Origin of the sequence: Clostridium sp. CF012, assembly GCF_018861755.1 — a bacterium.
Taxonomy (GTDB): domain Bacteria; phylum Bacillota; class Clostridia; order Clostridiales; family Clostridiaceae; genus Clostridium_AD.
In genome coordinates this window covers 1-16,705 of record NZ_JAHLEF010000056.1, presented here as the reverse complement: position 1 = coordinate 16,705, position 16,705 = coordinate 1, and the positions used below count along the sequence as shown (strand labels likewise).

The following is a 16,705-nucleotide window of genomic DNA, read 5'->3' as shown; positions in this document are numbered from 1 at the left end:
TTTGCATCTTCTTTATAACACCCATTCTTTTTAGCACAGTTTTTGCATTTATCTACATTAAAATAATAAGTTATAACTTGATTTTGGCCAACGTTTTTCTTGCCCTGTTTTTGTGAAAAATATAGAAGTTTAATTGGTGGATACTCAGTAATTATAACTTTACTGCTTCTTTCTATAGCAATCTCATACTGCCAAGGGTTAATCGTTGTTAAATCATGATAAGCTAATGCAGAAGTAAGGCACAATATCCATTTAGGAACTATTTTAAATACATCAACTAATTCAAAATTGTATTGAAAATCATAATCTACCCACTTATATAACCCTGTTTTTATTTTTAGAATAAAGCCTGATTTTTCAAGGATACTAATATAATATCTATTTATACCCTTGTCTGATATTTCTTTTGTTGTAGCATAGCCTTTATTCTTGAAAAATTATTCTTTAATTTCTTGTTTTATTATTTCATTCATACTTTCACCTCTTTAACAAATATTCTTCACTTGTTTTAATATGCAGTTACTTTGTTAAAACTATATTATCACAAAAATTCTAGCAGGCGCATATCCGTTAACATAAAAATATCTGTAAATTCTTTTTAAGTGTTACTAGTATATACTTCGTAAATTTAACAAATAGTATAATATGATTTAAATTAAGCTACAGATATAAGTGTATGAAGATCTAAAACTTTTTAAAGTAGATAGGTTTGACTCATAATTTAACAATTTTAAAAACTATGATAGTAAAATACATTTGCAAGTAAAAGTAAAGAGAGGAGCGAATAAAATCACTTTGTTTTATGCTGGTTTTATTAGTGGAAAATATGTTTATACCGAATAGAGTTATATTTGAGAAAGATTCATTAAAATATGATATGGCTAAGAATATTCTTACTAAGTATGAGGATAATACTAATATCCAAATTATAAATTTGACAACTAATAGAGTTAAACAACACATTCCAGGTGATGATTTATTCTCTCAATATAGAGAAGGTAAGAATACTTTAGTAGTTGGAACTAAGAAGAGTTTAAAGTTTCAATCATGTAAACCATCAGCTCATTACCAACTGCCTTTAGTAAGCGGATGTATGGGAGAGTGTGAATACTGTTATTTAAATACTATGCTGGGAGATAAGCCTTTTGTAAAAATCTATGCTAATGTAGGTGATATTCTTAATCAAGCTCAGAAATATATAGATGAAAGGTTACCTGACATAACTATATTTGAAGGGGCTGCTACATCTGATCCTATACCTGTAGAGCCGTATACCAATTCTTTAGAAAAAGCTATAAGATTCTTTGGTAACAGCGAAAATGCTAGATTTAGATTTGTAACAAAATACAATGATATAGACTCATTGCTTAACTTAGAACACAATGGTCATACAGAGATAAGATTTAGTATTAATACTTCTTCGATTATAAATCAATATGAACATTTTACAGCCTCTCGTGATAAAAGAATAGAAGCAAGTATAAAGGTTGCTAAAGCCGGATATCCTATGGGCTTTTTAATTGCTCCTATATTTATTTACCCTAATTGGAAAGAAGAATATCATGATTTATTACTAGAATTGAGCGCCAAGATTCCAAATGATTTAAAATTTCCAGTAACTTTTGAAGTTATATCTCACCGATATACTACAATAGCTAAGAATAGAATACTTCAAGTATTTCCTAAAAGTAAACTACCCATGAACGATGAACATCGTAAGTATAAATATGGACAATTTGGATATGGAAAGTTTGTATACCAAAAGGAAGGCTTAGATGAAATAAAACACTTCTTCACAAAAGAGATAGAAAAACTGTTTAGAAATAAAAAAATTTTATATATTATATAACTATTTAAGTGTTATTGTTTTATTAAATTATAAAATGAAAATAATAATTGTAAATTAACTACATGCACTAGAAGATTTCTATACTAATTTATGAAACTAGTTATTATTGAATTTTAATAATAGATTCATTTCCACTTTTTGAAAGGTGACAGGCACATTTCAGATATTGTAAGTGAAGCGAACATTACGATAAAAAACACATACATTATCATTATATCGAGGCAATGAAAAAGTGTGAGCGATTCAAAGAACCTTTTACTTATTTCTATTTTTTATTGAATTCCTTTTGCAGATATATGGAGATTTCATTGGTGGCCTTATCAGCTTGCTTTAAAACTTTATCCATTGTAATAAAGCCATGTATAACACCTTTATATCTTGTAAAAACCGATTGTACACCTGCTACCTTTAATTTTCTTGCATAATCCTCTCCCTCATCTCTCAGTGGATCAAATTCTGCTGTTATAACAAGTGCATCCGGCAATTTTTTAAAATCTTTAGCAAGTATAGGCGAAGCATATGGACTTTTTCTTTCTTGAATTTTTGGAGTATATAATGACAAAAACTTTTGTGAATCCTCCTTTGTAGGCGTGTAGTTAATACCAAAATAAGTCCAAGAATTAGTGCTTAATTGGGAAATATTTGTTGATGGATAAATTAGTACCTGACAAGTTATATGTGGGCCAGCTTTATCACGTGCCATTTGAGAAACTGCTGCAGACAAATTGCCACCTGCACTGTCTCCTGCAACACATATTTTAATTGGATTACCGTGAATACTTTCGGCATTTTTAGAGACCCACTGTAGAACACTATATACATCATTAAGCCCAGCTGGAAAAGGATTTTCAGGTGCAAGACGATAGTCAACAGACACCACTATTGCATTTGTATTATTTGAAAGTTTCCTACATAAATTATCTCTACCATCTAAATTACCAGCCATCCAAAATCCACCGTGGGAATAAATAATAACTGGAAACTTATCTCCAGTCGAAGGTGTATAAATCCTGACTGGAACCTGATTTGAAGCTGATGGTATATTCATATTTTTTATGTTTGAAAATGGTATTGGTTTAGCATTCCATTTCTTTTCGTTTTTATTTAGGTAATCTCGTATTTCAGGTATTGACTTAACATTTAGTGACCCTGGTTTGGTAAGATTACCTATTGTTAATATTATATCGGTCATAATATTAAGCTTTCCATACTTTGAGGCAATCAAACCTGTAAACATAAAAGGTCCTATTATAATAATAATTAAACAAACAATTAAAAACATCCTAATTACTTTCTTCTTTTTCATATATATACCTCCAATTTTATACTAAACTGTTGTAATATAATAAAATCTTATAATATATGTTTTGCTAACTTAATTTTATTATTCTTAATTATAGAAAAGCAAAGGATATAGAATATTCAGTTAATGATTATCATAATTAACTAATTTAAAACCCTAGAAAATTAATCAGACGTTATTCTTGCACATACAAAATTAAGCAATAAATATTTTTGTAGAAAATCCTTATTATTGAAAACTATATAACAACAAATTTGGCAGCCTCTTCGGAGACTGCCCTTTTAATTTTACTGCATGAGTATTTACTGGATCTGCAATTACTTCCAATTTATTGAGTTGCTGATTATAAAAATTTAAGAAAACACCTTTATAAAATAGAATAACCAAAGGTGTACTTATAAAAATTAATTTTAATTCTATTGTCTTGGATTTTCAAAACTTGGTGCAGTTGGATTAGGTGCATCAAAAAATTTACCTGGCGTTGATAAGTCAAAATATCACTAATACTGGTGATAATCCTGCCTGAACTAGAGTTTGAATTTCTCCAACTCCCAAATCCTCATGATCTACATGATGTCCATTTAGTAAGTTTATAGTTTCTGCAACCATTTCCATATGACTACTACAGAAGACTATTCCAGACGACTTTAGAGGAAGGGTTCTCAGCATAGGATTAAGCATAGCAAAAATGATTCTACCTGTTGCCCTTATTATAGCAGGAGTTTTAATAGACTTCAAAACTATTCAAACAAGACTAGGCCATAAAGATATAAATACAACCCTGAATATTTATAGTCATGTCAATAAAGCGATGCAAAAAAACGCAACTGAAAAATTAAATAATATTTTGGGTGGCAAAGGGGTGACAAAATAAAAAACACCATGCATTAAACATAGTGTCTTCAATGGTGCGAGTAAGTCTATAAGCCGAGTTCTGTATTAGACAATCATCTATCTAGGCCTATTGTTTCCAATAGGCTCAAGCGATACACCCGAAAGCGGGACGGGCAGTCCCAAAATGCTTTCCTATTCGATCTTGCTCCAGATGGGGTTTACATAGCCGCAAAGTCGCCAGTGCGCTGGTGAGCTCTTACCTCGCCTTTCCACCCTTACTAGTATATTCACAAAGTTCAGAAAAACTGAACTTTTAGAATACCTTTAGCGGTATATCTCTGTTGCACTTTCCTTAGAGTCGCCTCCACTGGTAGTTAGCCAGCACCCTTGCCCTATGGAGCTCGGACTTTCCTCTCCTGTATTTCTACAGCAGCGATTGTCTGGCTTACTCGCATTAATAATATTATCACAGTTCGGCCTAAATGTCGAACTTATTTCAATTTTCTAATCAAATTTATTTCCGCTCTAACAGGTGTTTTAGATGAACTATCTCCTCTTACGGTGACTTTATCTTCTTCAATATTAAGTTCTCTAGCTATTATAGCCACTACTCTACGCCTACAAAAATTGGCTTGGCAAGTCCCCATTCCAGCTCTTGTCCTCCTTTTAATAGCATCTGTAGAATTAATGGGTATGTTTCTATGAATAGCATCCACAATTTCTGATTCTGTGACTACTTCACATCTGCATATTATATTCTTTGTTGGATCTTCATCATCAATTTTTCCCTGAAAATTATTATCCTTTTTAACTATTATTCCTTTTCTATATGAAATAAAATTATCTTTCTCCACAAGAACTATTCCGCAGTTCACAAGTATATCTGCAACCATCTCAGCTATTGCTGGTGATGATGTAAGTCCTGGCGAATCTATACCAGCAACATTTATGAATCTTTTAACTCGGCTTTCCTCAATTATAAAATCCCCTGTATTGCTACTAGCTCTTATACCTGAAAAAGTAGTTAAGGTCTTTCTTACATCAAAATCAGGTATAGACCTTCTAGCTGTATCTATTACATCTTTTAAAGTCTCAGTGGTGGTTGCTACATCATCTTTATCACTTATTTCTTCTGAATTAGGTCCTATCATAAAATTACCATGATAAGTTGTAGTTACTAATATTCCTTTGCCTTTATCTGTGGGGACTTGAAAAATAACAGTATTCACCAAGTGACCTTGGTCTTTTCCCATCAAAATATATTGACCTTTTTTAGGCATTATTTTAAAATCATACATACCTAGCATATTAGCTATTTTATCGCTGTATTGTCCAGCAGCATTTATAACATATCTTGCTTCAATGTTCTCTTTATTTGTGTGTACAATAAATTTTTCTTCTAGATTTTCTATAGATAATACTTCATTCAAAAGCTTAAGCTCTACACCATTCGTGATAGCATTTTCCACTAATGCAATAGTAAATTCATAGGGTGAGGTAACCCCTACACTTTTAGCATATAGTGCTACCGTTACATCACTATTTAAGTGTGGTTCTAATTCTTTTAGTTTATCTCCTCTAATTATCTCTAAATCATCACATCCCATTTTCAGGCCATTCTCGTAAAGCTCCATAATTTTCTGCTCATCCTCAATATTAAATCCGATAACTAAAGCTCCTGTTTTCCGGTATCCAAAATTTAATTCTTCCTGGAGTTCTCTATACATTTTGTTACCTTTCCCGCATAATTGTCCTTTTAATGTACCATACTTAGCCGCATATCCGCCATGAACTATCCCACTATTGGCTTTTGACGCACCAGTGGAAACGTCATCTTCTTTTTCTAAAATACATATTTTCAAATTATATCTTGAAAGTTTCCTAGCAATAGCGGCTCCTACTACCCCTGACCCTATAATGATCACATCATACATAAATATCACCCTCCCACATATTACACTAAAATTTTCAATAATTAATCTTTGTTAATACCTATTATAATATAATTTTTTATATTATGATAGATACCTTAAATGAATATCCCTTTTTATAAGCCTCAAACTACATTAATGTCATTTCAATGTGATTATTTTATACAAGAAAATAATGATCAAAAACTTTAATTTACGATGCAGCAACTATCTCTTTTTATGAGTTTTGTTGGTATAACAATTTTTTTAGCTATTTCCCTTCCATCTCTTAACTTTTCAAGCATTAACTCTACAGCAGTTTCACCCATAAACTCCATGTGTATTTTAACAGTAGTTAATGCAGGCACTATAAACTGGGCGGTTATATTATCATTATATGATACTATACTTATATCTTCAGGTATTTTTAATCCGGCCTCACTTATAGCTCTGTAGGCCCCTATTGCCATAGAATCATTAGCTACTATATAAGCGGTTACATTGGTTTTATTCACTAATGCTTTTTTCATAAGCTCATACCCACTTTGTGGCGTAAATTCACCTATGTAAAAATTTTCTTTATAATCTATGCCCCTAGCACGCATTTCTTCTTTATATGTTCTATCCCGTCTATCCACAAAAATATCTTTACCCTCATTAATGTATTCCGAACCACTAATAAACCCAATGTTCTTATGACCTAGTCCTTCTAAGTAATTTAATATATTTATAGTGGCGTACTTTAAATCACATACTACCGAATCATAAACTTCACTTTCCGGGGAGGAGTCAACAAACACAATGCTTTCAGATACTATTCTAATTTTTTCTACTTCTTTATGGCCAAATTTCCCAATAGCAATAATTCCATCTATTTCTTTCGCATATGTAGTGAAAAATGGTGATAATTTTACTACTTCAATATTTTCACTAGCACACTTATTCTCTATAGCCATTCTTATAGATAAATAATATGGATCTAGTACTTCTTCTTTTTCAGTGTACCAATTTGCTATGGCTACCTTATAAACACTTTTCTTAATATTTTTTTCTTTCTTTATGTAATTCAATTCTTGCGCCACTTCAAATATTCTTTGTTTTGTGGCGTCTGTTACATTTAATTTTTCATCAAAGTTTAATACCCTAGACACTGTAGCAATTGACACTCCAGCTTGGCTTGCAATATCTTTTATTGTTGTCATAATTTTTTCACACTCACTAAATTTATTCTTATTATACTTTAATACTTATTAATTTGTTTAAGCAAGGGTGAATTATTTATTAATCACCCTTAAAATATTCTTCCTATAACTTATTTATAAATTTATTAAAAGCTTGTATTCCACTTTCATCCCTTTTAAATACCCCCGAATGTTCTAAAACCTCTGAAAATTTCATACCTATTTCTTTTTTTAATATTTCATCTACATTTGTTTCATTTATATCCGGATATTTTCGACCTAATTGTAGTGCCCATTTTTTATGTTTCACAAGCTCCTCGCAATTGTCTAGTTCATCAATCTTGTTCTTATTTACTAAATAATAACTAAGTTCTTTTATCTCTGTTTTTAGTCTTGCAGGTAATACAGCAAGTCCCATAACCTCAATAAGACCAATATTTTCTTTCTTTATATGATGTAATTCTTCGTGAGGATGGAAAATCCCATCTGGATGCTTCTCCGATGTTCTATTATTTCTTAGAACTAAATCTATCTCATAAGCATCTCCTCGTCTTCTAGCTATAGGTGTTATTGTATTATGGGGTACGCCCTGCGTAAATGCAGTTATCTCAGCATTTTCATCAGAATAATTCTTCCAACTATTTAAAATGTAATAAGCTAAATCAATCAAGGTTTCACTATCATAGCCCACTATTCTAATAACACTCATAGGCCACTTAACTCTACCAAGAGTTGCTCCCTTAAAGCCTTCCACCACAAATTCTTCCTCCACAACTGCCCTTGCCATAGCAAATTCATAGTTCCCACCTTGGAAATGATCATGACTTAATATGGAGCCTCCAACTATTGGAAGGTCTGCATTAGATCCAATGATATAATGTGGATATTGTGCAACAAAATCTAATAGCCTAATAAAAGTTTCTTTACATATTTTCATAGGCTCATGTTCACCCTTAAGAACTATACAATGCTCATTATAATAAACATAAGGAGAATATTGTATAAACCATTTTTCATTATTTAATTCAACTGGTATAATCCTGTGATTACCTCTAGCTGGATGGTTTATCCTACCTGCATAGCCCTCATTTTCTTTGCATAGTAAACAGGTTGGATAGGTGCTTGACTTCAAATTCTTAGCCCTGGCAATGGCTTTCGGATCTTTCTCTGGTTTAGATAAATTAATAGTAATATCTATATCACCATATGGGGTTGCGCATTTCCACTTTAAATCCTTTTGTACCCTTTCCCATCTTATATAATTTGAATTAATCGACAACCCATAAAAGTAATCTGTTGCACTACTTGGACTTTGATTATAGCATTTTTTAAATTCTCTTATTATTTCTGATGGCTTTCCTATTAAACAAGCCATTATTTTTGTATCAAATAAATCTCTAGTAACTATACCATTATCTTCTATATTACCATTTTCATAAGCCCAGTCAGTTATATTATCTAAAACTCGTTGTATTCCATAATCTTTATCTTCTAGGGCTTTATTTACAAATGCCTCATTTTCAATTTTTATACTTTCAACTTCATCTAGTGATAGTGCTTCTAAAATCCGGTTTTTTGTATATATCATATCCTCTGCTTCTATTAATTGCTTTCTTAGTGCATAATAAAGTAGCTTTTGAACCTCTATAGAAATATTTATTGCCATGTTACCACTCCTTATTTGTCATCAAATCCATTTAAATTGTTTTTATGAAAATTCCAAGCAGAACCTATTATAGTTTCTATATCTTGAACCTTAGGCTCCCACCCTAAAATTTCTTTAGCTTTCACGTTTGAAGCTACAAGCACTGCTGGATCTCCAGATCTCCGCATGCATATCTCAGCTTTTATATCTTTACCTGTAATGGATTTTGCTGCATCTATAATTTCCTTTACGCTAAATCCAAATCCATTTCCTAAATTAAACACATCGCTGTGATATCCATCTCTTAGCTTGTTAAAAGCCAATATATGAGCATTTATAAGGTCTTTAATATATATATAATCTCTTATACATGTTCCATCTTTTGTATCATAGTCTTCACCAAATATTGATATTTTTTCTCTTTTTCCTAGTGGAACCTCGAGTACTAATGGAATAAGATGAGTTTCCGGCCTATGATCTTCACCTATTAATCCATTTAAACTGGCTCCTGCCACATTAAAATATCTTAATGCAATATATTTTAATCCATAAGCCTTATCTGACCACTTCATCATTTTTTCCATAGCTAGTTTTGTTTCTCCGTAAGTGCTAGTTGGGTCCGTCTTATCATCTTCCTCAATAGGTACTCTATCTGGCTCACCATATACTGCGGCGGTTGATGAAAATACTATCTTTTTAACATCATTTTCTATCATAGCTTTTAAAAGTACTTCCGTACCATGGACATTGTTGTTATAATACTTTAATGGATTTTCCATACTTTCTCCCACAAGAGAACTGGCAGCAAAATGTATTACTCCCTCAACTTTATTTTCTTTAAATACACTATCCATAAAACCAAAGTCTCTTATATCACCTTGATAAAATTTAGCCTTTGAGTGTATTGCATTTTTGTGTCCAGTTTGAAGATTGTCAATTACTATAATCTCTTCTCCTCTTTCAACTAATTCATATACACAATGTGAACCTATATATCCTGCTCCACCACATACTAATATACTCATTTAATCATCTCCTAAATTATTTTTTCCATTTTAACTTCATAAACTTCTAGTAGTTAAATCATCATCCGTGATGTTGAAATGTCGTTAAAGTTTTCTTGCACCATCACCTATTTGAGCCACATAAAACACAGCCTCATATCCTATCTTGTTTTTATACTCCTGACCAACATTTTTAATGAAATCATCTACACATTCATCTTTAACTATACTTACTGTGCAACCACCGAAACCTGCACCCGTCATCCTTGATCCTATAACTCCTGATCTTTTCCACGCAATTTCAACTAGTGTATCTAATTCTATTCCTGTAACTTCATAATCATCTCTTAGTGATATATGAGACTTATTCATTAACTTTCCAAATAACTCTATATCATTATTTTCAAGTGCTGCTGCTGCTTTTAAAGTTCTTTGATTCTCATAAATGGCATGCTTTGCTCGCCTTGCACAAACTTCATCTTTTATAAGATGCCTATTTTTTTCAAATTCTTCTTCATTTAACTCGCAAAGTGATTTGATTTGGAGCACTGTTTGTAAATCAGCAAGGGCTGTTTCACATTCTGTTCTTCTTTCATTATATTTAGAATCAGCAAGCCCTCTTCTTTTATTAGTGTTTGCTATTACTATAGATGCTCCATCAAGCTTGATATTTGCATATTCATATTTTAATGTGTTTGTATCTAAAAGTATTGCGCAATCTTTTTTACCCATACCTACAGCAAACTGATCCATAATTCCACAATTCACGCCTATAAATTGGTTTTCTGCTTCTTGACTACGCTTAACAATATCGATCATCTCAATAGGAAAATCATATAAATCCTTTAAAACAACGCCCGTAACTACTTCTATAGATGCCGAAGAGGATAATCCTGCACCATTTGGAATATTACCATAAAATAATATATCAAATCCGCTATCTATTTTCATACCTTCCTTTTCAAAGGCCCAAATTACTCCCTTAGGATAATTCGCCCAATCATGTTCACTGTTATATTCTATCTCATCTATATTCACATCAATTATTCCTAGCTCTTCAAAACTCTCCGAATAAAACCTTATTTTTTTATCGTTTCTCTTTCTAATTAATGCATAGGTACCAAAAGTTAATGCACAAGGAAAAACATGTCCTCCGTTATAATCTGTATGTTCTCCTATTAAATTCACCCTTCCAGGAGCAAAAAAGATTTTTTCTACCTCTGCTGCGTATACTTTTTTAAACATACCTTTTAACTTATTAATCATATTTTAATCTCCTTTTAATAATAGATTTTTCTTTGTAAACCTTTATATTTAAAGATTATCATCTTTTTAGTAAAAACTCAATGTTTTTTACTAAAATTATTGAATTTAATTATTACTCCCTTTTAACCTTCTTTAAGATTTTTATCCGCAAAAAAAATAAGGCATTTGTTTAAACAAATGCCTTATTTGAAATATTCATTACATACTAATTATCTTTAATATCACTCTTAGTAAACATTTTTGTTAGATATGTTATAAAGAATCCGAAAATTATAAATCCTACGGGTCCGCCATAGTTCTTTAATATTGGAACTATTGCTTCTGAGAAGCTCTTAGCTCCTGAAATTTCTCCCCAGCCGGCTCCAAAGAAGGCTAATACACCTAGGATGAAAACAACAGTTGAAGCTACCACTACAGCTACTTTTGATTTTAACATTACAAAAGGAGGAATATTACCTTTAAGCCTAAATGTTAAATATGCAGCTGCAAGAACAATGTAAGGTATTGCAAGAGATAGCGCCGATAAGGTAGTTAATAGATTGAAAAAGTCATCTATAGAGGTAAGCCCTGCTAGTGGCACTATTATTAATACTAATAGTACTCCACACTGAACCCAAAGTGCATTAACCAAAGTTCCATCTTCACGTTTCTTAGTTAAGAATTTAGGAAAGGTACCCTCTGGAACCTCTGAGAACATAGCTCTAATTGGAGATTCTAACCAAACCACGTATGCAGCTATAGAGGATATAGTTAAAATTAGTGCATATATTTGAACAAATATTTTACCATTTAAACCCCAGTTTTCTGCTAATATCTTATAAACAACATAACCTGCATCCTTAACACCGGCTTTGGTTATGAGTTCTGGTGATGCAACTAAGCATATTGCAAGGGATCCCAATACGTATGCTCCAGCTATAAACATAGTCGCTAAAATAACGGCTTTTGGGAAAATTTTTTTAGGATTTTCAACATCTTTGATATAAGTTCCCGCAACTTCAGCTCCTGCAACAGCTAAGATTAACCATGAGAAGGTTGAAAAATAATCAGCATCAAATTTCGGGATAATTGTTCCTGCTGTGAAAGCTGTAGCTGAGGGTTGTTTTCCAACTAATACTCCTACAACTGCAAACAGTATAAATATAACGGTAACCGCTAAAGTTAATTTTCCACCTAGATCACTGATTTTAGAAAACCTCTTTACTCCAGTTGTAGCTATATAAGTTAATGCTATAGCTAGTCCTAGTCCTATCCAAGGCAACAAATATGCATTTGCATCATTAAATCTATTTTCACCAAAAAGAGTCCATGATACCATTACTGGTATTCTTGTAAAAACCATTTGCAAATAGAATAAATTAGCAACAAAGTAAGACCAAGTACCTATAAAGGCCCATTTGGGACCAATTGAACATTCTATCCAGGTGTATAACCCTCCTTCTTTGTCTTTATTAGCAGAAGCTAGCTCTGCTATCATTACTGATAGTGGTAAAAAGAACAATAATGAAACTATAAGCCATGATGGAATAGCAGCAGGTCCAAGTGCCACTGCATTTGACGCGATATTTCCAAACCCAAAGGTTGGAACAAAAATTAGCATTACCAAGGTCCATAAACCCAGTTTTTTCGTGTTGTTCATAATTTCACTCCTTGTATTTTTTAATAACTACATAATATTACATTTCATAACAGTTGTTTCCGAACTCAGTTCATTATATCCCTTTTTGTTAGCTTATGCACTATTTAACTAGCAACTATATTTAATATCTCATTATCCTTTTGTAACTACTTTGTAACTATTTTTCTAGAATCTATTGACTTTTTATTAAATATTAGTATAATTACAGTAATGTTATTTTTATAGAATAAATTTACATATTTATGAAGAATACAATATTCGGGAAACGTTTACAATCTATAAACTTGGGGGGACTATGGATGAAAAAGGTTAAAAGAGTTACATCATTTGCTCTTGCATTATTAGTTGCAAGTTCAATAAGTATAAGCAGTGTTAATGTACATGCTAATGAAGTCATACTTGGAACAGAGACTGTTGCCCTAGCTGAAAAGGAAACTAAGCTTACAGGTGCTACTATTGTAGCCTATGCACAAAAACTCACTGGTATACCCTATAAAAGTGGTGGAACTACTACATCTGGATTTGATTGCTCAGGTTTTACTATGCATGTTTATAATCATTTTAAAATATCATTACCGCGCACCGCAAAAAGTCAAACATCAAAAGGCGAAGTGGTTAGCAAAGATAACTTACGTATAGGAGATTTGGTTTTCTTTGGGGCCGTAATAAGTCATGTGGGCATTTATGTTGGAGACGGAAAGTTTATCCATTCTCCTAAACCAGGATCAAGTATTAAAACTATGGAACTAAAATATATGCCAAATTTTAATACAGCCAGAAGAATAGTATAATAGTAACCAAACAAAATAAAGGACATCACATATCCAACTATGCAGATGCCTTTTTTTTCATTTTTTGAAATTTTCACCTGATTAACATTCTACTCTGTAGTTGTTCGCTCTATGTGAGAATTATACCATCTAGCAAGTACTATCTTAAGCGAAGCAGCGACAGGTACAGCTATCAGCATCCCTACAAGTCCACCTAAACTTCCACCTATAATAATGGAAAGCATCGTGAATACTGGATGAAGTCCTACGCTATCTCCAACGATTTTAGGTGCCAACAAGTTGTTATCAACTTGTTGAACTCCAATCATTCCAATAGTTGCCCATAAAGCTGTAATCGGTTGTCCACTTAGTAGTGCCATAATTACTGCAAGAATAGTTCCAACAATCGGCCCTATATAGGGTATCATATTACAAATACCTGCAATAATTCCTATTATAAATGCATAATCTATCCCAATAAAATATAGCACCGTACCTGATAAAACTCCAACAACACAAGCTTCTAATAATTGCCCTCTTAAATATTTATAAAAGGTATCATCTATAATATCTAATACTTCTTTAACCTTAGTTCCTGCACTACTTTTTCCAAATATAAGGTTGTAAATTTTATTCCATAAATTTATAAAGTACTCATAATCCTGCAATAAATAAATACTTAATACTATAGCTATCATAAATGAAGCTATATTCCCACCTATAGATACAATAGAATCTGTCATTGCGCCAATACTTGCAGAGAAATATGCTTGTACATAGCTTACAATTTGAGCAATTTTCTCATTAAAATTTCCGCCAAATATATTTAAACTTTGTAATTTTTCACTAATAGCACTAACTGACAATGTTGAGTTCTTTAAATAATCAGTTAGGTACTCTGTCATATTAGTTAGAGTTATATTATTTGAAAGTTTCCCTCCAACCATAATATATATTCCACTTATAATAGCTACGAATATAGCCACTACTAATGCATACACTCCTAAAATTCCCACAGCTCTTCTCGTAGTTCCCTTTTTAAATATTTTTTTCACTTCTAAGAAATTTTCAATGCTTTTCACAACTGGTTTCAATAAGTATACAATTACTAATGCCATAAGTAGCGGTTTAACAAGTCCAATGATTCTCCCTAATGTACTTGATAATACTGAAAATATACTACCTATATTATTAATAATTATTATACCCATGTAAATTAGAAGCACTGTCACAGTAACATATAAAGAATATTTCAATAATTTTTTATCTATTCTCATTTTACCTACCCTTCGCAGCTAACTTGCACAATAAATTGTTTCTCCTATTACTTTACATTATATTAAATTCAATGGCAAGGTAAATGGTAAAATTAAAATACCCATTTTAATTAATTAAGCACTTTAATCCTCTTTAATCAGATATAAAAGATTGTCGTCTATATTATAATAAAGTGGCGCTATCAAAATATTAGGGTATTTATTTCTTAGTCTCTTTGCCTCTTCTAGGACAAACTCTATTTCATTGCCAATCTCAAACATTGGAGCGAAATTCATAAAATGATCTTCTGCCTTTTGGAAATCCCATCCCACTACATCAACAAGCCCTTGTATAAATTGCTCCTTTTTAGACATAAGATTAACCATTCCACAATGATTGTGGGCTATAAGTGCAATAGTTCTTATTCCCCCTATCGCTATTGTATAGGAAACCTTAAATTCACTATAACGCAACGTTCCCCCCCCAGAACGAATGATGTATGCAAAGTTGTCTGGTATATGAAGATATTTTCTGTTATCCATGCACATTCCTACTAACAACTGTGGACTACTTACCACTTCATATGATGTGTTAAAGTTATGGTATTCTAATAAAACGCTGATGGGGGTGTTTTTATACTCAGTAAATATATCCTCTTTAGTATTAATCTTTATTAATCTATTCATATTAGTTTTATCTCCTTAACTTTTATTTTTATTCTTAATTTTAATTTATTTTTTTTATTATACCACAAGCGCTATATACATCATAATTCGAATAGTCTAAAATAGAGGAAAGAATATCATGATGACTTTACTGTTATATCATGTACCTCAGTGGGACAAGAATTAACACGCTTACTATTTTGAATTTTAAGGAGATGTTTAATTTGAAAAATAAATCTAATCTATTATGGATAATTATTTTAATCTGCTTTATTGCAGTGGGTTGTACAAAAAAAGCTGAACCTATTGCCCCTACTCCTAGCCCACCAGCACCTACAAAAGTAGAACCTCCTGTAAAGACCGAGCAAAAATACTTTTCTCCCTATACAGGTGAAGAGGTAAAGAAAGATATATTAGATAATATTGCCGTACTTGCCATAATAGAAAACTCAAAGGCTGCAAGACCTCAATCTGGAATAAACGCTGCAGATATAGTTTATGAAACCCTGGCTGAAGGTGGCATCCCTAGATTCATTGCATTATTTCAAAGCGGCGATGCTAAAAAGATTGGACCAATTAGAAGCGCCAGGTCTTATTTCTTGGATATTTCAAAAGAATATAACCTACCCTTTGCTCATTGTGGAGGTAGCGAGGAGGCGCTTACTGAAATAAAAAATGAAAACTTAATGAGTATGAATGAAATGGGATATGCATCTACTTATTGGAGAGATTCATTAAGAAAGGCTCCTCATAACCTTTATACTTCTACTGAAAAATTAAGAGAGCTAATAAAAACAAAAAACTTTGTAAAAGCCCCTACCGTAGCATTGAAATTTGACAAGAGCTATTGGGATAACGATAGGCTTCAGAAAGCTACAGATGTACTCTTAAAAGTAAACAATCTTTACAACACTAGTTACACCTATAAAGATGGGCTTTACTTTAAAAGCATGGATGGGAAATTAGCAACTAATAATGAGGATAAGCTTCCCTTAGCCTTTAAAAATGTAGTGGTGCAAATCACTTCCATTAAAACACAAAAGGATGGACTTCATATAGACATTGCTCTTGTTGGCAAGGGAGATGGTTATGTTATTAGCAATGGTAAGTTTGTTAAAATGAACTGGTCTAAGAAAAATACGACCTCACAAACCCTTCTAACTGATGATAACGGTAATGCTCTACCGTTAAGCCCTGGGAAGACTTGGTGGAATATTGTAGATAAAAGTAGTAAACTAGATATTAAATAAAATAGAAAACACTGGTGATTATAAAATGTACCCTTTGTCAAGGACAATTTAAAAAAAGTCTATGCAACATTGAAAAGGTGATTTCTGTATTGAACAGGAGTCATCTTTTTTAAGTTCCATTGATATCTATAG

The 16,705-nt window shown here is 32.0% G+C and carries 13 protein-coding genes, 1 other RNA gene and 2 pseudogenes; 3 read left to right on the top strand and 13 right to left on the bottom strand.

Going from position 1 to position 16,705, the window contains the following annotated elements; genetic code table 11:
- Positions 1–245, bottom strand: a pseudogene (locus KPL50_RS25280) (hypothetical protein); the annotation flags it as partial.
- A 581-nt stretch (positions 246–826) separates the two neighbouring features.
- On the opposite strand from KPL50_RS25280, the gene splB reads away from it, so the two are divergent.
- Positions 827–1,849 (top strand): spore photoproduct lyase, encoded by a 1,023-nt coding sequence (gene splB, locus KPL50_RS25275; protein ID WP_216301265.1) that lies wholly within the window; start codon positions 827–829, stop codon positions 1,847–1,849.
- Positions 1,850–2,114: 265 nt separating this feature from the next.
- On the opposite strand, the gene KPL50_RS25270 is transcribed toward splB, so the two are convergent.
- The 9 genes and pseudogenes from KPL50_RS25270 to KPL50_RS25230 form a co-directional block, all read right to left on the bottom strand.
- On the bottom strand, positions 2,115–3,155 hold the full coding sequence (locus KPL50_RS25270; RefSeq protein ID WP_216301263.1) for an alpha/beta hydrolase: 1,041 nt from the start codon (positions 3,153–3,155) through the stop codon (positions 2,115–2,117).
- Between the two features lie 495 nt (positions 3,156–3,650).
- Positions 3,651–3,773: pseudogene (locus KPL50_RS28045) on the bottom strand (manganese catalase family protein); the annotation flags it as partial.
- 286 nt (positions 3,774–4,059) lie between these two features.
- Positions 4,060–4,438: RNase P RNA component class A (gene rnpB, locus KPL50_RS25260), an RNA gene on the bottom strand.
- Between the two features lie 39 nt (positions 4,439–4,477).
- Complete coding sequence (locus KPL50_RS25255; RefSeq protein WP_216301262.1) at positions 4,478–5,920, bottom strand: NAD(P)/FAD-dependent oxidoreductase; 1,443 nt, start codon at positions 5,918–5,920, stop codon at positions 4,478–4,480.
- Positions 5,921–6,105: 185 nt separating this feature from the next.
- A complete protein-coding gene (locus KPL50_RS25250; RefSeq protein ID WP_216301261.1) occupies positions 6,106–7,098 on the bottom strand; it encodes a LacI family DNA-binding transcriptional regulator in 993 nt (330 codons plus the stop codon).
- Between the two features lie 103 nt (positions 7,099–7,201).
- A complete protein-coding gene (galT, locus tag KPL50_RS25245; RefSeq protein ID WP_216301260.1) occupies positions 7,202–8,743 on the bottom strand; it encodes a UDP-glucose--hexose-1-phosphate uridylyltransferase in 1,542 nt (513 codons plus the stop codon).
- Between the two features lie 11 nt (positions 8,744–8,754).
- Complete coding sequence (gene galE, locus KPL50_RS25240) at positions 8,755–9,747, bottom strand: UDP-glucose 4-epimerase GalE (RefSeq protein ID WP_216301259.1); 993 nt, start codon at positions 9,745–9,747, stop codon at positions 8,755–8,757.
- Between the two features lie 84 nt (positions 9,748–9,831).
- Complete coding sequence (locus KPL50_RS25235; protein ID WP_216301258.1) at positions 9,832–10,992, bottom strand: galactokinase; 1,161 nt, start codon at positions 10,990–10,992, stop codon at positions 9,832–9,834.
- 205 nt (positions 10,993–11,197) lie between these two features.
- Positions 11,198–12,631 (bottom strand): amino acid permease, encoded by a 1,434-nt coding sequence (locus tag KPL50_RS25230; protein WP_216301257.1) that lies wholly within the window; start codon positions 12,629–12,631, stop codon positions 11,198–11,200.
- A gap of 299 nt (positions 12,632–12,930) precedes the next feature.
- On the opposite strand from KPL50_RS25230, the gene KPL50_RS25225 reads away from it, so the two are divergent.
- The gene (locus KPL50_RS25225; protein WP_216301256.1) at positions 12,931–13,422 is read left to right on the top strand and encodes a C40 family peptidase; all 492 of its coding nucleotides are present in this window, start codon (positions 12,931–12,933) and stop codon (positions 13,420–13,422) included.
- 89 nt (positions 13,423–13,511) lie between these two features.
- Here KPL50_RS25225 and KPL50_RS25220 read toward each other — a convergent pair whose 3' ends face one another.
- Positions 13,512–14,678 (bottom strand): AI-2E family transporter, encoded by a 1,167-nt coding sequence (locus tag KPL50_RS25220; RefSeq protein ID WP_216301255.1) that lies wholly within the window; start codon positions 14,676–14,678, stop codon positions 13,512–13,514.
- 123 nt (positions 14,679–14,801) lie between these two features.
- Positions 14,802–15,344 carry a carbonic anhydrase gene (locus KPL50_RS25215; RefSeq protein WP_216301254.1) on the bottom strand — a complete coding sequence of 181 codons (543 nt, stop codon included), beginning with the start codon at positions 15,342–15,344 and terminating at the stop codon, positions 14,802–14,804.
- Positions 15,345–15,547: 203 nt separating this feature from the next.
- Between KPL50_RS25215 and KPL50_RS25210 the strand changes: the two genes are divergently transcribed.
- Complete coding sequence (locus KPL50_RS25210) at positions 15,548–16,573, top strand: DUF3048 domain-containing protein (RefSeq protein ID WP_216301253.1); 1,026 nt, start codon at positions 15,548–15,550, stop codon at positions 16,571–16,573.
- A 59-nt stretch (positions 16,574–16,632) separates the two neighbouring features.
- On the opposite strand, the gene KPL50_RS28040 is transcribed toward KPL50_RS25210, so the two are convergent.
- Positions 16,633–16,705 (bottom strand): IS3 family transposase (locus KPL50_RS28040; protein WP_375372948.1); only part of this gene is annotated, 73 nt, incomplete at its 5' end.